Raw genomic sequence first — 21,597 nt, forward strand, 5'->3', positions numbered from 1 at the left:
GCTAGAGAACAAGAAGTTAAATATATTATTATTAAAGAATACAGGAATGTCATTACTGCCTACGATCGTGATCATGTTGCTGATCGTTGGCGGTATGCGGCATTTTCATCTGTTGAATAATCTGGATTTTTATCATGTGGATGATCCGCAGCAATTAGGAGTCTTATATGATGCAGGCACCACTAATGTAGAAATGCGGTTTCAGAAGCTGACCTATATGGGATACGATTATGAGATAGATGGAGAACGGGTAGGCGGTTATTATTATGTCTGGGTAAATGGTAAATTTATGGTTGTTCTGCTTGACAGTGATGAGACGATCATCTGTGATTATCTGGTGCAGGGACAGTTGAAGAAGGATCCTGCGGCATATAATTATATATTGTCAGAATGTGCGGAGAGTGTAGGAATCGAACAGCAGCAGTTAGAGACTATCACATACGATTATCTGATCAGTGAGGTGGATTATCCAAAGACATTTTATATGATCGTAAAGGCTGCGTTGATCATTGCATTTGCAGTGATTATATTATCGATCATTGAGGGAATTGTATACTGGTTTTATCCATGGAAGCATCCACAGATTCGTCAGATGAAAGGATATCGTGACAAGAAGCTGTTAACAGGAGATATTAACCGTCAGTTGCATGATGCACTGGTTTATGAAACAGGAAATTGTTATGTGACCAGAAAATATCTGGTAATCTGGACCCCATTCCGGACGGATATCATTGTGCTGCGGGATATCGATGTGGTTTCCAGACATAAGGAAACAAAGAAAATACTGCCATGGATGCCGCCGCGGGATGTGTACAAGCTGATCATTTCAAATGCAAATGGTGCAATATTTGAGCATGATTTTCATGATGAGAAGATCCTGGATACAATATTGCCATATATACAAAAGAAAAAACGGGACAGATAGGATAACACAGTGGAGTGTTACCGGGTCTGCCCCGTTTTTTAATAGCTATACTGCAAAGCAATCATTTGGTGATGTGCTTATACATCCAGTTTGTCCTGTTCTTCGATCACATCGAGATCCTCTGATACATCGGATAAGCCTTCATTTTCATAAAGAATCGGGCTTTCAATTTCTTCTGTAACAGTGGCTGCTTCTTCAGTGGAATGTTCTGTTTCCTCCGGTTTGGCATTATCTGCCGAAATGTCAGAGGTGTTTTCTGACTGCTGATCGATTGTTCCTTCCACAGGAGCATCATCTAAAGAGAAATAATTACGCTCCGGTTCTTCCTTTGCAGGCATTTTTTCTTTAATCGTATTTTTTACTTTCTCTACCTTGTCATCCATATCCAATGACTGGTATACAGTAGAATTTTTAATCTTATCCCGGAATACATAGCAAACACCGCCGATCGCAGCGATCGTAGCAGCGGCTTTGAATAATTTACCTTTTCCCATAATACATAATCTCCTTTATATATGATGTAAAGTCGTTATAAATAACGTTTCCATAATTTTAATATGTATACACGGAAAAAGCAAGAAAACAATGATAAACAAAAAGGGAATGCAGGCAGATTTCACGAACTTTTAACATTTGCCTGATAAGATGAAGTATGCTATAGTTTTGAAAGATATATGATCGTATATTGATCAGCGTGAGGATTTTCCTGGAAGAGGATTGAAAGGACATATATGAAGATAAAATTAAGAACAAATAAAAATAGCAGAGATCAGAGGGGGAAGAAAAATGGGTCGATTTAAGACAGAGTTAGAAGATTTAAAAAAGAGACAGAAGGAGCTGGAACATAGTTATTCCAATATTGGTACAATCCGGTTCCTGATGTTCCTTGTGATGCTGGGCGGACTGATCGTCGGACTATATGATTCCAATATACCGTTTCTTGCAGTAGGTATCGTGGCTGTCGTTATTTTTGTACTGCTGGTGTTCCGGCATGGTAAGCTGAATGAGGAACTGGAATATACGAAAGCAAAGGTGATCGTATATGAGCGGTATATGAAACGTTATGATGATAGTTGGAAGGAGTTCGCAGAAGATGGCTCCGAGTATCTGACCGATGATGATCTTGTAGCAAAGGATCTGGATATTATGGGAAAGAATTCCATCTATCAGTTTATCTGTGTGGCAGGAACAGAGGATGGCAGGCAGATGCTTGCTGAAACGTTAAGACAGCCTGAATTTGCGGCAGAGGACAGAACGAAACGTCAGATCGCGATACAGGAGCTTGCAGAGAAGCATGACTTCTCCATGGACTTTGAGACATTGTGTGTGAAGTCAGAAACCGGAAAGAAGAAAAAATATTCATCCGATGAATTTGTTGCCTATTGTACCAGTGATGATCATATACCGGAGATTTTCCAAGTGCTTCGTTTTCTGCTTCCGTTGATAACGATCGTGCTTCTGATTCTGGGTATTATGGGAAAAGTCAATCTGGGATATTCCCTGATCTCCTTTTTTGTAGTTTTGCTGTTTGCATGGATCACATCAGGTGTTGCAGGACAGGCGGTTATGCCGATGATCTCATTTGGATATGTGATCAATGACTATATCCGGATGTTTGAACTGGTCTCCGGTGAAACATTTGATTCAGAGTTGTTGAATGATATCAAGAATACAATCTCTACAGATTCCGGAGCACTGAATGCTGTAAAGAAGCTGGAGCGTATCAGCGCAGCATTCAATATCCGTTATAATCCAATCGTACATCAGGTATTATGTGGATTGTTTTTATGGGATTTTCATCTTGGAATTATGATGGATAAGTGGAGAGACCAGTATGGCAGTCAGGTGAAGGACTGGATCCATGCGATTTCAAGAATGGAGGAATTGTTATCCTTTGCAGTACTTGCCCGTACCAGAGAGGTGTCCTATCCGGAGGTGACAAGACATGAGAAAGTAGAAGTATCAGCAGAAAATTTGCGTCACCCGTTGATCAATCCGTCGAAGGTAGTTCCAAATGATGCAGCCTTTAAAGGGGGAGCTACGATCATTACCGGTTCTAACATGTCCGGCAAGACAACATTTTTACGAACCCTTGGCATCAACCTGATCCTTGCATATGCCGGAGCTCCGGTATGCGCAGAGAAAATGCATGCAGATTACATGAAGATATTTACATCCATGCGCGTGACGGATGATGTCAGTAATGGTATATCAACCTTTTATGCAGAGATACTCCGGATCAAGTCGATGGTTGAATATAAGAAGAATGAAATGCCGATGTTATGTCTGATCGATGAGATATTTAAAGGTACAAATTCGGCAGACCGTATTGTAGGAGCAACCCAGGTGATCCGAAAGCTGTCGGATGATCATTCCATGACACTTGTATCTACGCACGATTTTGAACTGTGTGAGCTGAAGAGTGAGAGCGGAGTGCCGGCAGCAAATTATCATTTTGAGGAGTACTATGAAGGTGATCAGTTAAAGTTTGATTATAAGAAGAAGGATGGCAGATGTACAACGACAAATGCGATGGCAATCCTTCATATGGCAGGACTTGATTAGTAAATACTGACAAAACGATTTTCAATTCATAGGATTCGTATTTTCAGCAATTATGCACAATGACGATTTGTAGAAATTACCAAAAACTGATTGAAGAGTAAAATGTTTTGTGATATAGTTATAAATATGAAGGAAATTTTATCGAAAGCATACAAAGAATAGACAAAAAAGGAGGAATAGAATATGCTACCAGCTAACATTGCATCAGACAATGATAATAATGTTCTATCCATAGCAGCATCCAATAACAAAGGATTACTGATCAGATTTTTGAACGAGCAGGTTGAGGACGGTTTTTATGCACTTGTTATTGATTATCTGAAAGACAGTAATTTTGATTTATCATCCATGATGGTTGATGATGAAGTAAAGGCTCAGTGTACAAAGTTATATGAGCTTGCTGAATTCGTTGATTTTAATATTAAGGCAACCGGACGTTATGAGATTGAAGAGTGGATAGAGCCATTATTCAAATTTATTTATGGTGATATTGATCCATCAGACATCGATGCACCTATCAGTGCAACTGGTATTTACAGATACAGCATTTGGCTGATCTATCTGTATCAGACAGAGAAGTTCCCGGAGGCTATGCGGCTGATCGGCGAGCGTATCGCACCATTACTTATCAATGTAAGTTATCAGATCTTAGAGGATGACGACAGACCAAAGAACTTTGATAAGGCAGTGATGGGATATCTGGATCTGATCAATGTTGTAATGGAGATGGGACTCCCACTTTCATCAGCAAAATCAGATGCATACATCAACAATCTGGAAGTTCTCTTTGACTATGTAGTGGAAGATCCACATGTTGGAAATGATTATAAGATTCAGTTCAGCATTGGTTTGTTTAATGCATATATCAATGACAAGAATTATGGAAAAGCATTTGAATTCTACGGATTAAATGCAGAATACATTCCAATTGACAATCTTGCGGTATATGAGAATTTCAAGGAGCTGATTCGTAACTGTAACAGTGCACAGAGTACAAGTGTACTGTCCAGAAGTGTTGTATCTGCTATCTCCAAGCAGGAGATTTACAACAAGAGGATCGATACTCTTCTTGCTGAGGTTTCAGGATTTATCAAGAAGGTATACAAATATATCGAGGATGAACCGGAGATGAAGAAGAATCTTCAGACACTTGGAACCGGTTCCCAGTTGAATGGCAAGACAAATATCTTTGAAGGTCTGTATGAATATAACCTTGTATTCTACGAATGTGGTATCAAGGCAATCGTAAATCAGGATATGTCAACACGTTCATGGGAAGAAAAGTATGAGATGCTTGAACTTCTCTATACAACATTAAATGTTGTATTTGACGGATACAATGTATATGAGATTTCAAATAAGATCGAGCATCAGTACATTGAATTAACATGGATCAATAATTATGTAAATGCAAATCCAAATCTTCTGAAGCAGTTCTTCAGTGTAAAGGAAAAGATCAAGGCATTTAAGGTTCGTAAGAATTCAATCCTTGAGAAGAGCAAGACCAACTACGAGATCAAGAAGATGATCGACGACAGACAGAAGCACCTGTTATTTATGGCTGCTGAAGATATGATCGTTAATGGACTTGGCGGTGGTAAGCTGCAGATCATCAGCTCAGGATATGATCTGAATACAGCAAAGAAGTATTTACAGGAAACTTATGCAAAGATTGTATTGCCTGCAAAGTACGGTCAGGAGACACAGACATCCGGTGGTGGTTTCTTCGGAAAGAACAAAGGCTCAGCGGCTGATGCAGATCTTGCAAGATTACTACGTGATGCATCTGTAGAAGAAATGTTGTGTAAGTCTGAATGGTTATGGAATCAGCATAATGACAAGGGGCTTGAGAAGCCAACCGCAGAAGAAGCAACTTATGCTGTTGCATGTCTTGTAAAAGTAATCCACAGAATGCTTGACAAGAAGGGAACTTCAAAGGCTGCAAGTGCTCCAAATAAGAAGGTTATCATTACCAAGACCGGTAAGGTTATTGAGTTATCCGATGAATCCGGTCAGGCACCTGTAAAACAGCAGGAGTCCGGTGTGATTGAAGCAATCGATAACATTGTAGTTCTTCTGAAAGACAAGTCAGAAGAAAACGTAAAATATGTAAAGGCGTATATCGAAGATCTGTTAAATGCATTGATGAAGACAAAGTGGGACAAAGATACCATGCTGTCACAGTTTGATGCAGAAGAGCTTCGTGCAAAATCCTTCCAGGTAATCAAACGTCTGAACATGGATATGTTAGTTTAGTATAAAAGCTTAGACAATAAGAGCAAATAAAAAGAGGTATACATTCCAGATGAAAAACTTAGATCTGAAATGTATATCTCTTTATTGTTAGAAAAATGAGAACTGATACTATTATTATGGAACAAGCCTGCCTGATTTACCGTACAATCTGATGTTTTTTCAGGTAGGAATGCAAGATCCACTTTTCAGGAATCCGCTTCAGGATAATCTGGATCTCCTCTTTTTTATCGATTGGCTGCACTAACAGTGAAGTGATACCGGTGTTATTTGCGCCCCAGAGATCTGTAAACAACTGATCTCCGACAAAGAGAGTATTTGTAGTATCGGTGCCGAGAAGCTGCATGGCTTTCTGGTAGCCGGAGCGTTTTGGCTTTCCGGCTTTATAGATGTACTTTACATCCAAAGGCTTGTTGAATTCCGCAACTCTTGGCTCTTTGTTGTTGGATACCAGACAGATACCAAATCCAATCTCTTTTAACCGGTGGATAAGTCTGATTGCTTCCTCTGTTGCCGGAGCATTATGAGGAACAAGAGTATTGTCGATGTCAAATAAGATGCCACGATAGCCTTTTTTATAATATTCGACAAAGTCAATGACATAGGTTGATGTATAATATTCTGATGGATAAAATTTCTGAAACATGTTAAACTCCAATAGTATAAGATAGTGAAATTATAAATAGTGTAAAACAGATTTGTCAAGAAGTATACAGGAAGTAAATAAGAAGCAGATAATGATCAGATAAGGAATACGAGGTTAGACAATATGCAGGAAACATATATGAGGAGAGCCATTGAACTGGCAAAAAAAGGAATCGGAGCGGTAAATCCAAATCCGCTGGTCGGAGCAGTGATCGTAAAGGATGGGCGGATTATTGGTGAGGGATATCACAGAAGATACGGAGAGCTTCATGCGGAGAGAGATGCATTTGCACATCTGACAGAGGACGCAACGGGAGCGGAAATGTATGTGACGCTGGAGCCCTGCTGCCACTATGGCAAACAGCCTCCGTGCGTGAATGCGATCATCGAACATAAGATCAGCAGAGTCTATGTCGGATCGGATGATCCGAATGCGCTTGTATCGGGAAAGGGATATCAGATACTACGGGATGCAGGGATTGAAGTTATCACACATGTATTAAAAGAAGAATGTGACAGCCTGAATCCGGTATTTTTCCATTATATTGTAAATAAGACACCATATGTCGTAATGAAATATGCAATGACTATGGATGGTAAGATCGCAACATACAGTGGAAAGAGTAAATGGATCACCGGCGAAGAAGCAAGAGCCCATGTGATGGAGCAGAGAAATGCACTTACAGGTATCATGGTCGGAAGCGAGACCGTGATAAAAGATGATCCGGCACTTACCTGCAGGATAGAAGGAGGCAGAAATCCGGTCCGTATTATTTGCGACAGCAGACTTCGGATTCCTATGGATTCACAGATCGTAAGAACAGCGTCTGAAGTACCGACGATTCTTGCAACCATACAGTCAGAGGATCAGACAGATAAGAAGCAGAAGCTGATCGGGGCAGGCGTTGAGATCATCGAGACGGAGAATGTGGATGGTCATGTGGATCTGCAGGAACTGATGAGACAGCTCGGCGCAAGAAACATAGACGGAATTCTGCTTGAAGGTGGCGGAACCTTAAATGAAAGTGCATTAAAAGCAGGTATCGTAAAAGAGGTCGATGTCTATATAGCACCGAAGATCTTTGGAGGAAGTGCAGGTTATACACCGGTCGGTGGTATGGGAGTAGAATCACCAGAAGAAGCCTATCCGTTTGAGCTTGGTTCCGTTCAGAGGTTTGGAGCAGACATCATGCTTCAGTATTTTCAGATAACAGCTTGACAAACATAATAAACTGTGCCAATATAACCATGTTGAAGTCTTCAGGGCGGGGTTCGTTTCCCCACCGGCGGTATACATAGTAATCTATGTGAGCCCGCGAGCCGTAAGGCATGATTTGGTGAGAATCCAAAGCCGACAGTAAAGTCTGGATGAAAGAAGAATGCAGATAACAGGTATCAGTATGCGTAGAATCTGCAGCAACATTTCATAACAAACAACCCGCCGGAGACATAGTTCTCTGGCTTTTTTTATGTTAAGTTATATAGGAACTTAACATGTTAAAAGAAGTAATTCAGCGAGTAAGTTGTTAATTAATTAGGTTGACAGTTTTTTTGTAGAGTCAATGGGGTGACGAAATGACTATTTGCAAAAAAACGTCCCCGAAAAGGAGGCAGTCATGTTCACAGGCATTGTGGAAGAGACAGGCACGATAAAGAAGATAGAAAAAGGCACATCATCCGGTCGCCTGACCATAGAGGCAGATAAGGTTCTGCAGGGAAGCGAGATCGGTGACAGCATAGCTGTCAATGGGGTATGCCTGACGATCACAGGAATGTCGGGGCATTTGTTTACGGCAGATGTGATGGCAGAGACGATAAGAAGAAGCAATCTTGGAACCTTAAGCTCCGGCAGCAGGGTAAATCTGGAACGGGCGATGGCGGCAGATGGAAGATTTGGTGGACATATCGTATCCGGACATATCGACGGAACCGGGGTGATCACAGAGTACACTAGAGAAGAAAATGCAATCTGGGTGACAATAACATGTGATAAAAAGCTGTTAAAGTATATCATCGAGAAGGGATCGATTACGATCGATGGAATCAGCCTGACGGTTGCTTATGTTGATGATCGCTGCTTCAAGGTTTCGATCATCCCACATACGGCGGAGGAGACAACGCTGATCCGCAGGCAGACCGGAGCAGTGGTCAATCTGGAAAACGATGTAATTGGCAAATATGTAGATAAGCTGCTCCATTTTAAAGACAAAGAAGAACCGGATGCAGGAAAAAAAGTAGATATGAATTTTTTGGCAGAAAATGGATTCTTATAAAATAAATGTTCCTATGGAGGTAAAGACAGATGGAATTAAACAGTATAGAAGAAGTATTAGCAGATCTGGCAGCCGGTAAGGTTGTCGTTATGCTCGATAACGAAGACAGAGAGAACGAAGGAGATGTCATTTGCGCATCTGAATTCGCAACCACGGAGAATGTAAACTTTATGGCAAAATATGCCAGAGGTCTGATCTGTATGCCGATGGATGATTCTTATGTGGAGAAATTAAATCTTCCGCAGATGTGCATCACAAATACAGATAATCATTGTACTGCATTTACAGTTTCTGTTGATCATGTAAGTACTACAACCGGAATCTCAGCGTATGAGCGTGGCATTACAGCCAGAAAGTTCGTAGAAGAAGCTGCAAAGCCGGAGGATTTCCGCAGACCGGGTCATATGTTCCCACTACGCGCTGTTCCGGGCGGAGTGATTGAACGAGGCGGACATACAGAGGCAACGGTTGATCTGTGCAGACTTGCAGGCTTGAAGCCATGTGGTCTGTGCTGTGAGATCATGAAGGATGATGGTACAATGGCAAGAAAAGATGATCTGCTTGCATTTGCTGAGGAGCACAACCTGAAGATCTCCACGATCGAAAAGTTAGTTCAGTATCGTAAGGAACATGAAGTATTTGTAGAATGTGTAGCAAAGGCAAAGATGCCAACCAGATATGGGGAGTTCACGATCTATGGATATATCAATAAATTAAATGGCGAGCATCATGTGGCACTGGTAAAGGGTGATATCACGGATGGCGAGCCGGTATTATGCAGAGTTCATTCCGAATGTCTGACCGGAGATGCACTTGGTTCAGCCCGTTGTGACTGTGGCCAGCAGTATGATGCAGCGATGAAGATGATCGCAAAGGAAGGCAGAGGCGTGCTTCTGTACATGAGACAGGAAGGACGTGGGATCGGTCTGATCAATAAGATCAAAGCATATCAGTTACAGGATCAGGGTTTAGATACCGTAGAGGCAAATCTGAAGCTTGGCTTCCCTGAGGATGCAAGAGATTACACGATTGGAACACAGATCTTAGTAGACCTTGGTGTCAGAAAGATGAGACTGCTTACGAACAATCCATTAAAGGTATATGGTTTGTCAGGATACAATCTTGAGATTGTGGAACGAGTACCGATCCAGATGCAGCCGGGCAAATTTGATGCATTTTATCTGAAGACAAAGAAAGAAAAGATGGGTCATATACTTGATCTGTAAAGCCATATGGACTGGGAATTATATGCATAATGATTTAGTGGTAACAGAGAATAAGCAATTGTAAATATTGAGATTGAATCAATAACAGGAGGATAATAAAATGAAGAAGATTGAAGGAATGATCGTAGCAAATGGTGCCAAGATCGGTATTGTAGCAGCAAGATTTAATGAATTTATCGTATCAAAACTGGTAAGCGGTGCAGAGGATGCATTATTACGTCACAGCGTAAATCCGGATGACATATCTGTTGCATGGGTCCCGGGAGCATTTGAGATTCCGGTTGTAGCCAAGAAGATGGCGATGTCAGGAAAATATGATGCAGTGATCTGCCTTGGAGCAGTTATCCGTGGAGCAACCAGTCATTATGATTATGTATGTAATGAAGTGTCCAAGGGAATCGCATCTGTTTCACTTGAATCCGGTATTCCTGTTATGTTCGGTGTTGTAACAACAGAGAATATTGAGCAGGCAATCGAACGTGCCGGAACAAAGGCAGGTAACAAGGGTTATGATTGTGCAATGGGCGCACTTGAGATGATTGACCTGATGAAGCAGTTATAAAAATTGCATAGCATAAACGAAGGTTCAGGGTTTTATGATGCAAAGGTCATAGAACCCTGAATGTATTCATACTGCGTGGAGCGTTTTTGTTCTTATGCGATAATAAACGGAGGAAATAGACATGAATAAGACAAGAAAGATTCTCTTTTTTGATATCGACGGAACTCTGATCACGGATGATGGAAAACGGTATTTTCCGGACAGTGCAAAAGAGGCAATACAAAAGGCAAGAGAGAACGGACACCTGGCATTTATCAATACGGGAAGAGTATTCTGCAATGTGACAGAAGAGATCAGAAGCGCAGGCTTTGATGGCTTTGTCTGCGGCTGCGGAACGCATATTGTTTATAATGGAGAGACATTGTTTCATCATGATACACCATATGAGGTCTGTGCAGGTGTGATTCGGAAATGTCGGGAATATAAAATGGATGCCGTATACGAACATGCGGACAAGGTATTTACCAGCACTGCTTTTTCCGATAATGAGCATTTAAAAGAACTAATCAGTTATTTTAAAGCAACCAGCACCTATATGGAGTATGATGATCCGGCAAACGATCAGATCTTTGATAAGTTTTGTGCATGGTATGATGCAGATACTCCGTATCTGGAAGCATTTAAGAAATATCTGGAAAAAGATTATATGTATATCCAGAGAGAGGGAAATTTTTGTGAGGTTGTGCCAAAGGGATATACGAAGGCAACCGGTATCCGGTATCTGCTTGATTATTTTGACCTGCCATTAGAAAATGCCTATGCATTTGGAGACGGAAGTAATGATGAACCTATGTTGGCATATGTGCCAAATAGTATTATAATGAAAAAAGGTCCGGAGTATCTGAGAAAGAAAGTCCGTCTTGTAACGGATGATGTCAGAGAAGACGGAATCTATAAAGCTATGAAAAAAATGGAGATTATCTAATGGACGAAGAATATTCAAAAGTAACCATGGTGGATCAGTTAGCTATCGCAGTATCCAGCCCGAAAAATTATAAGCATCTGACGAAGTTAAAAGCGAGCAAGACGGTAGGATTTATGATATTGATCGCTTTTATCCTGACCTTTATCGAGTTTGGAATCGGTGTCATTACCTTTATCATGCATGTGGGAGGGTTAAATAACCTGATCACGAATAAGGTTCCGCAGTTTGTGATTGAGGATGGTAAGCTTACGGCAGAATCAGAGATGTCACTGGATATTGGAAATGCAACGATATATATGAATACGGATTATGACAGAATTACACTTGATGATATCAAGACAAATGGCGTGTATATTGCATTTGGCAAAGAGAATGTAGTCATGGGAATGATAAACGGCGGACAGACGTATGAATATTCAACGATGGATCTCGACAAATTATTCTATGATGGGTTTAACAATGATCAGCTTGCATCCGCAGTGCCGGCGTTCTATGTGGCTATTGTCATTATGTACATTGCAATTATGTTCGGAAGTGTAATAAAGATGATCTTCCTTGCACTTGTATTTTCGATCGTTGCACGGACACTTGCGAAAGGTCTTCATACAGGGCTGTCCTATGGAAATGTATTCCGGGTATGTCTTTACGGACTGACTTTACCGATGCTGCTGACATCCGTGAATACCTGTCTGGACTTCCTGATTCCATCATCGATCATGTTTGTGATCACTCTGATCCTGGCATTTTCCATGATAAACAGAGGTATCGCAAGTCATGTGGGAACAACAGCACCACCGGAGGATTGGTTATAAAGGGCGATATAAAAGGAGGCTTTTATGGAGATCGAAAGAAAATATCTGATAAAAGAGATACCGTTTTCACTGGAAGCGTATCCATATAAGGAACTGGAGCAGGGGTATATCTCGACCAGCCCCGTCATCCGTATCCGAAAGGCAGATGAACAATATATTCTTACAGTAAAGTCAAGCGGATTACTGGAACGACAGGAATTCGAGCTTCCGATGAATGAGACGGATTATAAACGGTTGCTTGGTAAGGTTGATGGAAATCTGGTGACGAAACGTCGGTATATCATCCCGCTTACGGATACAGAGGGAACAACTGGCGATAAGGAAAAGGATGCAGGACTTAAGATTGAACTGGATGTCTTTGAGGGGCTGTATCAGGGGCTGATCTATGCAGAAGTCGAATTTGAGACAAAGGAAGATGCAGATAATTTCGCAGCACCGGATTGGTTTACCAGAGATGTATCTATGGATGGAGCGTATCATAACAGCGCATTAAGCAGTATGAATGAAGAACAGAGACTTGCATTTATGGCAAGAGTTTTCGGACATTAAGAATGGAGGAAGAAGCATGAAAGTCAGAATGTTATTTGAAACAGGATATGAAGAAGTAGAAGCATTGACCGTTGTAGATCTGTTAAGACGTGCAAAGGTTGACTGCCTTATGGTGGCAGCAGACGATCAGGATACGGTTACAGGTTCACATGGAATCACAGTAAAGATGGATGAGAAAATCAGTGAACTTGCAGATGATGCAGATATGATCGTACTTCCGGGTGGTATGCCCGGTGTGACGAATCTGATCGCAAATGAGAAGGTAAAGAATCTTGTATGCGGACAGTATGAAGCAGGAAGATATGTTGCAGCAATCTGTGCAGCACCTACTGCTTTTGGAGCATTTGGTATCTTAAAGGATAAGAAGGCTACCTGCTATCCGGGAATGGAGGCGGGACTTCATTGTGCGGAAGTATTATATGACAGTGTAGTAACAGACGGTAAGGTAATTACAAGCCGAGGTATGGGAACAGCTATTGATTTTGGTCTGAAGCTGGTTGAGATCCTGACAGATCAGGATACATCAGAGAAGCTGGCAGCAGCTATTGTTTACAAATAAGAATTATGGAATTTAAAGTTTCGGTCAGGCATATGGTAGAATTTATATACAGATGCGGCGATATTACAAGCAGCAGTAATGGGACTCTGTCAAAGGAAGCGATGAATGCAGGAAGTAAGATGCATCGGAAGCTTCAGAAAATGGCAGGGTCTTATTATGATGCAGAAGTTCCTTTAAAGATCACGATGAAGAAAGGGATTCATGATCTGGATGTTACGGTAGAGGGCAGAGCAGATGGGATCATAGATCTGAGAGGTGAAAAGAACCGAAGCAGGAAGAAGAAGGAAATTGAGCGGCAGGTGATCCGGGTAGAGGATAGATATTGGAACCGGCTGCTGCTCAAAAAAACGGAGAGTCTGGATCTGGAAGTCGGTGAAGACTTCATGGAACAAAATTCTGCCGGAACGATTGGTCAGATGCAGGAAATGAATGAGCCTGCGGATGTTACGATCGACGAGATCAAAGGTGTATACAGAAAACTTGCTGATATCGAAGTGCCGGAAACAGTTCATGTAGCACAGGCAATGTGCTATGCCTATATTTATGCAAAAGAGCAGTCTTTGGATCGGATCAATGTACAGATCACATATGTGAATCTGGAAAGTGAAGAAGTAAAACAATTTTTTTATGTGTTTTCTTGTTCATTTCTTGAGAAATGGTTTCATAATACAGTGGATGAGATGATGAAATGGGTTGATCATGCTATATCACATGCAAGAAGCAGAGATGCGTCAATTACAGAACTGGAATTTCCATATGAATATCGGAAAGGACAAAAGCAGATGGTTGCCTGTGTGTATAAGGCGATTGAAGGGGAGCGCAGATTGTTTGTGCAGGCTCCAACCGGAATCGGGAAAACGATGGCAGCGATGTTTCCTTCCGTTAAGGCATTTGCAACCGGGCTGGTATCGAAAATCTTTTATCTGACCGCAAAGACGATCGCCGGAACCGTGCCGGATCAGGCACTTACATTGCTACGGGAACGTGGAGTAAAGTTTTCTTCCGTTATGTTGACTGCCAAAGAGAAGATATGTCTGAATGAGACGATGGAATGTGATGCAGAGCACTGCCCTTATGCGAAAGGACATTTTGACCGGGTTAATGATGCATTATTTGAATTGATCACTCAGGAGGAAAAAATGGATCGGGAGATCATCCGGGCTTATGCGGAAAGGTATCAGGTCTGTCCTTTTGAGCTGGGACTGGATGCAAGCCTGTTTGCAGATGCTATTATTGGAGATTATAACTATGTGTTTGATCCGAGAGTGAATCTGAAGCGGTTCTTTTCACAGACAGCATATGATACAGGACGGTATGTATTTCTGGTAGATGAAGCACACAATCTGGTGGACCGGGCATCGTCCATGTACAGTGCCACGCTGTATAAAGAAGATTTCCTTGCTGTAAAGAGGCTGGTAATGCCGTACAGCAAAAAAATGGCACGGAGTCTGGAATCCTGCAACCGGGAGCTTCTGGAATTGAAGAAAAAATGTCCGGAGCATGGATATCAGATCTTAAATGATATCGGGGTTCTATATCTGAAGCTGCTGCATCTTCATACGACGATGGAGGCTTTTTTAGAAGATTACAAACAGATCCCGGAACGTAAGGAGATACTGGAGTTTTATTTTGCACTTACGACATTTTTAAATATTGCGGATCTGATCGATGACAGCTATGTGATCTATGATGAGCTTAAGTCGGATGGCAGATTTATGGTTCGGTTATATTGCGTCCATCCGGCGAATAATCTGAAGCTTTGTCTGGATAAGGGTGTATCGACTGTTTTCTTTTCGGCAACGATCCTGCCGGTAAAATATTATATGGAGATGCTGTCCGATACGGTGACCGATCAGGCTATCTATATTCCTTCTCCGTTTGATCCGGAGAAACGACAGATCATGGTTGGTGTGGATGTATCTACGAAATATACCAGACGGTCTGTAAAGGAGTATAAGCGCGTGGCTGAATATATCAGGCAGTTGTTTAACGCACATTCCGGAAATTATATGGTGTTTCTGCCATCCTATAAAATGCTTCAGGAGGTCTATGAGCAAATGATAGAGGGTGATTGTTCTGGCATGGAGCTGCTCTGTCAGGAACAGAACATGAAGGAGGCAGACCGGGAAGCATTTTTGGATCATTTTTCAGCGAAAAGAAATGTGGTTGCCTTTTGTATCATGGGCGGGATCTTCTCTGAGGGGATTGATCTGACCGGAGAACGGCTGATCGGATCGGTTGTAGTAGGTCCGGGACTTCCGCAGGTGTGCAATGAGAGAAAGATCATGATGGACTATTTTAATGCCAGAAAGAGTATGGAGGCATATGCTGGCTCATCGGTTGATGGTTTTAAATATGCATACCTGTATCCGGGCATTAATAAAGTATTTCAGTCAGCCGGACGCGTGATCCGGACAGAAGCGGATGCCGGAGTGATCCTGTTGCTAGATGAACGATTTGGAACCGGGGAATATAATTCGTTATTTCCGGTGGAGTGGCAGGATGCGGTCTTTGGAAATTTTGATCAGATTTCGCAGAGCATAGAACAGTTCTGGTCGAATCTTAATCTTTCCTGAAAACGGGAATATAAATACAAGAATACTGGAAATTCGCATATACATGTGATAGAATGGACGCAGGCATTTTTTACAGCCTGCATGCAGTGCATGCTTTTATATAAAATTATGAAACTGTTCTGGAAAGGCAGATAGGGGAAAAATGGAAAATATTACAGTAAAAGATATTGTGAAAGCAACAGGAGGTTTCCTGCTTTGCGGCGATGAAGATACACCGATCACAGGCCTGTGTATTGATTCCAGAAAAGCACAGCCGGGAGATTTGTTTATTCCTCTGTTGGGTAATAAAGTTGATGGACATCGTTTTATTGAATCCGCTATGGAGAAAGCGTCTGCAACTCTGACATCGGAGCATGATAATGTTGTTATTTCAGAGAAGCCGTTTATCCGTGTTGATGACACGATGAAAGCACTTCAGGCAATTGGAATGGATATCCGTGACCGGTATGATATTCCGTATATCGGAGTGACAGGAAGTGTAGGAAAGACAACGACCAGAGAGATGATCGCAGCGGCTGTCAGCACAGCAAAACGCTGTTTTCAGACAAATGGAAATGAAAATTCACAGATTGGTGTACCGATGACACTTTCCAGAATGACAGATGGATATGATGCAGCGGTGATCGAGATGGGGATCAGTGAACCTGGTCAGATGGAGATATTGTCTGAGATTGTAAAGCCATCGATCTGTGTGGTGACGATTATCGGTGTTGCACATATTGAATTTATGAAAACCCAGGAGAATATCAGAAAAGAGAAGCTGTCTATTATCAATCATATGAATAAGGACGGCCTGTTGCTGTTAAATGGAGATGATCCATTACTGCGTGAGATAAAAGCGGATATGCCATGTCGGACACTTACTTTTGGTATAGATGAAATTTGTGATTTTCAGGGATCCAATGTAAAATGTGGAGAGCAGGGCATGGAATTTGATTGTACTCATAATGGTGAGACCGTTCATGTTACCATGGATATCCTCGGAAAACATAACGTGAGAAATGCACTGGCAGGTATTGCAGTTGCATATCAGATGGGAATTCCGATAACAATTTCAGCAAAAGCCTTTGAACATTTTGAAGGACAGAGACAGAGACTTATCCATATGGAGAATCGATACACGATCCTCGATGATACCTATAATGCAAGCCCGGATTCCATGAAGGCAAGCATTGATGTGCTTTGTGATATGGACTGCGAGGGAAAAAAGATCGCAGTACTGGGAGATATGTTTGAGCTGGGAGCTGACAGTGCCAGCTATCACTATCAGATCGGAGAATACCTGCGGGACAAGAAGATCGATGAGGTTGTGGTAGTCGGAAAGGAAGCTTTGGAGATTAAAAAGGCACTGGATGTCTGCGACACAAAGTATGCAAAAACATTTTCATTTATGGATAATGAAGAAGTGGCACTTTATCTGATGGCTATTATGAGACCGGAGGATGTTGTTTTGATCAAGGGATCACACGGCATGAAAATGGACGAAATTGTCAAAATTCTTACGAATTAATTATACAAATTATACAAAACAACCATATAAACTACCAAATTTCATAAAATTTGGTAGTTTTGTTTGTCTAAAATGACTTTGATTTTCATAAAAAAAAACACTCTGTGGTACAAAACGGAGAAAAAACAGTACTTGTATTGAAAAAAAAAGGAAAATGGAGTAATATCAATCCTAGCTTGAATAAAGAATACATACATGAATTGTTACATAAGTAAAGTGATAGAAATTAGTTTTAAAACGGAGGGTGTTAATCATGGCTACTAAGAAGACTGAAGATGCAAAAAAGGTTGTTGCAAAAAAGGCAACAGTAGAAAGCGTTGTTGCTAAAGCTGAAGCTGTAAAGAAAGCTGAAGCTGCTAAAGAAGTAAAAGCAGCAGTAAAGGCAGAAGTAAAAGAAGAGAAAAAGCCAGCAGCTAAGACTGTAGCAGCTAAAACTGAACCAGCAAAGACAGAAGTTAAGGCTGAAGCAAAGAAGCCAGCAGCTAAAAAGCCGGCAGCAAAGAAGCCAGCAGTAGCTAAGACAACAGAGACAGTTTTTGTTGAATATAACAATGGACAGATCAATGTTTCTGACATTGTAGCAAAAGCAAAAGAAGCACTTGGCAATAAGGCAGTTAAGGAATTGAACGTATATTACCAGCCAGAAACAGGTATGGTATACTATACAGCTGATGGAGAATCAGGTTCTTACAGTCTTTAATCTATAAATAGTTGGAAGGGCAGCGTTCTTAACATAAGGATGCTGCTTTTTCTGTATAATTAGAAAGGAAGAAGTGAAATATGAAGATTGGTTTTATTGGCTGTGGCAATATGGCAACATCGATCATAAAGGGAATTATCAGAAAGCAGATCATAGATGCAGAGAATATCATAGCATCTGCAAAGACGAAAGCGACACTTGACAGAGTTCAGAAAGAGCTTGGAGTAAAGGTATCAACCGATAATCTGGAGGTAACAGAAAACAGTGATATTCTGGTTCTGGCGGTAAAACCACAGTATTATCCGGAGGTGATCGCTCAGATAAAGGACGTAGTCCGTAAAGAGCAGATTGTGATCAGTATAGCACCAGGAAAAACATTAGACTGGTTACAGGAACAGTTTGGAGGATCTGTGAGGCTTGTCCGGACAATGCCAAATACACCGGCACTGGTTGGTGAGGGTATGACAGGAGCATGTCGGAATGAATATGTTACCGATGAAGATTATGCAACAGTTCTTCAGATTCTTGGAAGCTTTGGTGAAGTAGAGACAATACCGGAAAATCTGATGGATGTATGTGTATCGGTCAGCGGAAGTTCTCCGGCATATATTTATATATTGATCGAAGCTATGGCAGATGGAGCAGTGGCAGATGGTATGCCAAGAGCACAGGCATATAAATTTGCAGCACAGTCCGTGCTTGGAAGTGCAAAGATGGTACTTGAAACGGGAAAACATCCGGGTGAATTAAAGGATCAGGTCTGCTCACCTGGCGGAACAACGATAGAAGCTGTTCGCGTTTTAGAAGAAAAAGGCTTCCGTTCCTCCGTGATCGAAGCAATGAAAGCCTGTGTCCGCAAAGCTCGCGGAATATAACAGCCGCTATAAAAGCCTGTGCTTGTGGTAGCTATAACTTTATTTCGCAGAACACTTGCATTTGATTCTTACGTAGCTGTTATACAAATAAATCCGCTGTGCTATATTACACTGTTATGAAGCAAACCTTGTCCGAGGCCGGTACTTAAGCTACGTCTTTTGCAGCTTTATGTACCGCTGCTCGAGGACTAGAACGAAAGTGTTTTGCGTAATAACAGGTGTGGTATAGCACAGCGGATTTATTTGTATGACAGGTAGATGTTATAAGGCGGTGTCACCGTGTTCGCCGGTACGGATACGGATGACATCGGCAACATCATAGACGAAGATCTTGCCGTCGCCGACTTTTCCGGTTGATATCTTTTCACATACCTTAAAGATGATGTTATCGGCAACATCATCCTTGACGATGGTTTCAATCTTGATCTTCGGAATCAGGTTGACCACATATTCACTTCCACGGTATGTTGTTTTATAACCCTTCTGATTACCATATCCCATAATATTTGATACAGTAGCACCGGTGGATCCGCATTCGTCCAGAATGGCTTTTACATCATCCAGTTTTTCAGAACGGACAATAATTGATAATTTCTTCATGTATAACCCTCCATTCACATATACAACTAAAAATATGATACCATATTCTCGGTTTCATTTCTACAAGTGGAACAGAATGGGAGATTTTGTATATTATCTGAAGAAAAAACAGGAAAACAGGGAGAAATGAGAGTAGCTGTACTTAATTTAATTAATCGAGGGTGGTAATAAGAAAATTATTTAGAAAAATTTAACCGTTTTACCAGAAATAATACTGTTTTCATATGGGTGGAATCTGTGGTATCATGTAGCAGAGTTATATCATTTAATATAGATAGCTGTTTTAGACAGGAAACAAAAGTATGGAGGATGAAGATGTCTGATTATAGAAATGATGATGAAAATAAAGAACTGACCAGTCAGACGGTGACTGATGATCATAAAACAGAAGACAAGCGTGAGGACGAATACGAGAAATATTGTTATCTCTGCAGAAGACCGGAAAGTGTTGCCGGAAAGCTGATCGATATGCCGGGCAATATACATATCTGTGCAGACTGTATGCAGAAGACCTTTGATAATCTGAATCAGGGCGGATTTGGCGGAATGCAGTTTCTGGATCTCTCCAATCTTTCCAATATGGGAAATATTGACATGAGCAGACTGATGGGAATGAATGATATACCGGATAAACAGAAGGTGAAGAAGAAAGCGGCAAAGCCGAAGAAAAAAGAACAGGAAATGACACTTGCAACGATCCCTGCACCACATAAGATCAAAGCAATGTTAGATGAATATGTGATCGGTCAGGAATATGCCAAGAAGGTAATGTCTGTTGCAGTATACAACCATTATAAGCGTGTGCTGACAGACTCCATGGATGATATCGAGATCGAGAAATCCAATATGCTGATGGTAGGACCGACAGGCTGTGGTAAGACTTATATTGTAAAAACGATCGCAAAGCTGTTGAATGTACCGCTTGCGATCGCAGATGCTACCACACTTACGGAAGCAGGTTATATCGGTGATGACGTAGAAAGTGTATTGTCAAAACTTCTGGCAGCCGCAGATAATGATGTCGAAAAGGCAGAAAAGGGAATCGTATTTATCGATGAGATTGATAAGATCGCAAAGAAGCAGAACAGCAACAGCCGTGATGTGAGTGGAGAATCTGTTCAGCAGGGATTGTTAAAGCTTTTGGAGGGGGCAGATATTGAGGTTCCGGTTGGTTCCGGAAGCAAGAATGCAATGGTGCCTATGACAACGGTCAATACAAAGAATATTTTATTTATCTGTGGCGGTGCGTTCCCGGCGATAGAAGATATTATTAAAGCAAGATTGAATAAACAGTCCTCGATCGGTTTCCGTGCAGATCTGAAGGACAAATATGACAAAGATCCGAACATTTTAAAGAAGGTGACCAATGAGGATCTCAGAGAGTTCGGTATGATACCGGAGTTTTTGGGAAGGCTGCCTGTTTTATTCACATTGGATGCTTTAGATAAGGAGATGTATATCAAGATCTTAAAGGAACCGAAGAATGCGATCCTGAAACAGTATAAGAAGCTGCTGGCACTGGATGAGGTAGATCTTCAGTTTGATGATTCTGCATATGAAGCAATCGCAGAAAAAGCACTTGAAAAGAATACAGGAGCAAGAGCGCTCCGGGCGATCATTGAGGAATTCATGCTGGATATCATGTATCAGATCCCAAGAGATGACAGCATTGGCAGGGTGATCATAACCGGAGATTATGTAAATGAAAAGGGCAATCCGATCATCGAGCTTCGTGGTGTAGAACCGATGCAGATTGAGGCCTGTGCGACAAAACAATCATAATAATTGATACTATAAGAGAAAATATTGTAATTAATAAGGCTTAAAGATTGTATACAGAAAATATACGGTCTTTAAGCCTTTATTATATGGATCATAATTTTCAGATCGTGAAATCATATGGCGGAGCGAAGACGGAAAAATACCGGAGCTTTTGAATTATTGTATTGCGTCGGCATCAGTATGTAAATGGTTATCTCTGGGTAAAATAAAAGGAAAATACAGATGTATTGCAGGAGGGCGGTCTGGGAATCTTCCGATGA

At 41.3% G+C, this 21,597-nt stretch carries 19 protein-coding genes and 1 riboswitch; of the genes, 16 read left to right on the forward strand and 3 right to left on the reverse strand.

The genetic code is table 11. The annotated features are described in order from the left end of the window. Positions 1-46: 46 nt before the first annotated feature. Positions 47-925 carry a hypothetical protein gene (locus OCV60_RS07455; protein WP_147340229.1) on the forward strand — a complete coding sequence of 293 codons (879 nt, stop codon included), beginning with the start codon at positions 47-49 and terminating at the stop codon, positions 923-925. Between the two features lie 77 nt (positions 926-1,002). On the opposite strand, the gene OCV60_RS07460 is transcribed toward OCV60_RS07455, so the two are convergent. After that, positions 1,003-1,419: a hypothetical protein gene (locus tag OCV60_RS07460; RefSeq protein WP_021944365.1), complete on the reverse strand. Its 417-nt coding sequence runs from the start codon at positions 1,417-1,419 to the stop codon at positions 1,003-1,005. Positions 1,420-1,711: 292 nt separating this feature from the next. Here OCV60_RS07460 and OCV60_RS07465 point away from each other — a divergent pair, with 292 nt between their 5' ends. Together OCV60_RS07465 and OCV60_RS07470 are read left to right on the forward strand one after the other, a co-directional pair. Next, positions 1,712-3,490 carry a MutS-related protein gene (locus OCV60_RS07465; protein WP_021944366.1) on the forward strand — a complete coding sequence of 593 codons (1,779 nt, stop codon included), beginning with the start codon at positions 1,712-1,714 and terminating at the stop codon, positions 3,488-3,490. Between the two features lie 183 nt (positions 3,491-3,673). Beyond that, the gene (locus tag OCV60_RS07470; protein WP_117785436.1) at positions 3,674-5,746 is read left to right on the forward strand and encodes a hypothetical protein; all 2,073 of its coding nucleotides are present in this window, start codon (positions 3,674-3,676) and stop codon (positions 5,744-5,746) included. 136 nt (positions 5,747-5,882) lie between these two features. Here the strand turns inward: OCV60_RS07470 and OCV60_RS07475 are convergent, their stop codons facing one another. Next, on the reverse strand, positions 5,883-6,389 hold the full coding sequence (locus OCV60_RS07475; RefSeq protein ID WP_262529916.1) for a YqeG family HAD IIIA-type phosphatase: 507 nt from the start codon (positions 6,387-6,389) through the stop codon (positions 5,883-5,885). A gap of 123 nt (positions 6,390-6,512) precedes the next feature. On the opposite strand from OCV60_RS07475, the gene ribD reads away from it, so the two are divergent. From ribD to proC, 12 genes are all read left to right on the forward strand, one after another. Further along, the gene (gene ribD / locus OCV60_RS07480; protein WP_330659708.1) at positions 6,513-7,607 is read left to right on the forward strand and encodes a bifunctional diaminohydroxyphosphoribosylaminopyrimidine deaminase/5-amino-6-(5-phosphoribosylamino)uracil reductase RibD; all 1,095 of its coding nucleotides are present in this window, start codon (positions 6,513-6,515) and stop codon (positions 7,605-7,607) included. Positions 7,608-7,640: 33 nt separating this feature from the next. Further along, positions 7,641-7,772: riboswitch (FMN riboswitch) on the forward strand. A 232-nt stretch (positions 7,773-8,004) separates the two neighbouring features. Continuing rightward, positions 8,005-8,661: a riboflavin synthase gene (locus tag OCV60_RS07485; RefSeq protein WP_021944370.1), complete on the forward strand. Its 657-nt coding sequence runs from the start codon at positions 8,005-8,007 to the stop codon at positions 8,659-8,661. Positions 8,662-8,690: 29 nt separating this feature from the next. Continuing rightward, positions 8,691-9,887 (forward strand): bifunctional 3,4-dihydroxy-2-butanone-4-phosphate synthase/GTP cyclohydrolase II, encoded by a 1,197-nt coding sequence (locus OCV60_RS07490; protein ID WP_021944371.1) that lies wholly within the window; start codon positions 8,691-8,693, stop codon positions 9,885-9,887. A 100-nt stretch (positions 9,888-9,987) separates the two neighbouring features. Further along, the gene (gene ribH, locus OCV60_RS07495; protein ID WP_008402941.1) at positions 9,988-10,449 is read left to right on the forward strand and encodes a 6,7-dimethyl-8-ribityllumazine synthase; all 462 of its coding nucleotides are present in this window, start codon (positions 9,988-9,990) and stop codon (positions 10,447-10,449) included. A gap of 121 nt (positions 10,450-10,570) precedes the next feature. Continuing rightward, positions 10,571-11,374, forward strand: coding sequence for an HAD family hydrolase (locus OCV60_RS07500; protein WP_262529918.1), 804 nt, complete (start codon positions 10,571-10,573; stop codon positions 11,372-11,374). Further along, on the forward strand, positions 11,374-12,186 hold the full coding sequence (locus tag OCV60_RS07505) for a DUF1189 domain-containing protein (RefSeq protein WP_021944373.1): 813 nt from the start codon (positions 11,374-11,376) through the stop codon (positions 12,184-12,186). The genes OCV60_RS07500 and OCV60_RS07505 overlap by 1 nt, the downstream gene beginning before the upstream one ends. 24 nt (positions 12,187-12,210) lie before the next feature. After that, entirely contained in the window at positions 12,211-12,735 is a 525-nt protein-coding gene (locus OCV60_RS07510; protein ID WP_021944374.1) for a CYTH domain-containing protein, read from the forward strand. 16 nt (positions 12,736-12,751) lie between these two features. Next, the gene (locus OCV60_RS07515) at positions 12,752-13,294 is read left to right on the forward strand and encodes a DJ-1 family glyoxalase III (RefSeq protein WP_021944375.1); all 543 of its coding nucleotides are present in this window, start codon (positions 12,752-12,754) and stop codon (positions 13,292-13,294) included. Between the two features lie 32 nt (positions 13,295-13,326). Beyond that, positions 13,327-15,870 (forward strand): ATP-dependent DNA helicase, encoded by a 2,544-nt coding sequence (locus OCV60_RS07520; protein WP_262529920.1) that lies wholly within the window; start codon positions 13,327-13,329, stop codon positions 15,868-15,870. Positions 15,871-16,012: 142 nt separating this feature from the next. Beyond that, positions 16,013-17,380, forward strand: coding sequence for a UDP-N-acetylmuramoyl-tripeptide--D-alanyl-D-alanine ligase (locus tag OCV60_RS07525; RefSeq protein ID WP_021944377.1), 1,368 nt, complete (start codon positions 16,013-16,015; stop codon positions 17,378-17,380). 253 nt (positions 17,381-17,633) lie between these two features. Next, entirely contained in the window at positions 17,634-18,080 is a 447-nt protein-coding gene (locus tag OCV60_RS07530) for a DUF6465 family protein (protein ID WP_021944378.1), read from the forward strand. An 80-nt stretch (positions 18,081-18,160) separates the two neighbouring features. After that, complete coding sequence (gene proC / locus OCV60_RS07535) at positions 18,161-18,955, forward strand: pyrroline-5-carboxylate reductase (protein ID WP_021944379.1); 795 nt, start codon at positions 18,161-18,163, stop codon at positions 18,953-18,955. 261 nt (positions 18,956-19,216) lie between these two features. On the opposite strand, the gene OCV60_RS07540 is transcribed toward proC, so the two are convergent. Beyond that, complete coding sequence (locus tag OCV60_RS07540; protein WP_008402931.1) at positions 19,217-19,555, reverse strand: P-II family nitrogen regulator; 339 nt, start codon at positions 19,553-19,555, stop codon at positions 19,217-19,219. 315 nt (positions 19,556-19,870) lie between these two features. Here OCV60_RS07540 and clpX point away from each other — a divergent pair, with 315 nt between their 5' ends. After that, complete coding sequence (clpX, locus tag OCV60_RS07545; protein WP_021944380.1) at positions 19,871-21,337, forward strand: ATP-dependent Clp protease ATP-binding subunit ClpX; 1,467 nt, start codon at positions 19,871-19,873, stop codon at positions 21,335-21,337. Positions 21,338-21,597 lie beyond the last annotated feature (260 nt).

The sequence above is a fragment of the Coprococcus ammoniilyticus genome (assembly GCF_025567345.1).
In the GTDB taxonomy this organism is placed as follows: domain Bacteria; phylum Bacillota; class Clostridia; order Lachnospirales; family Lachnospiraceae; genus Coprococcus; species Coprococcus ammoniilyticus.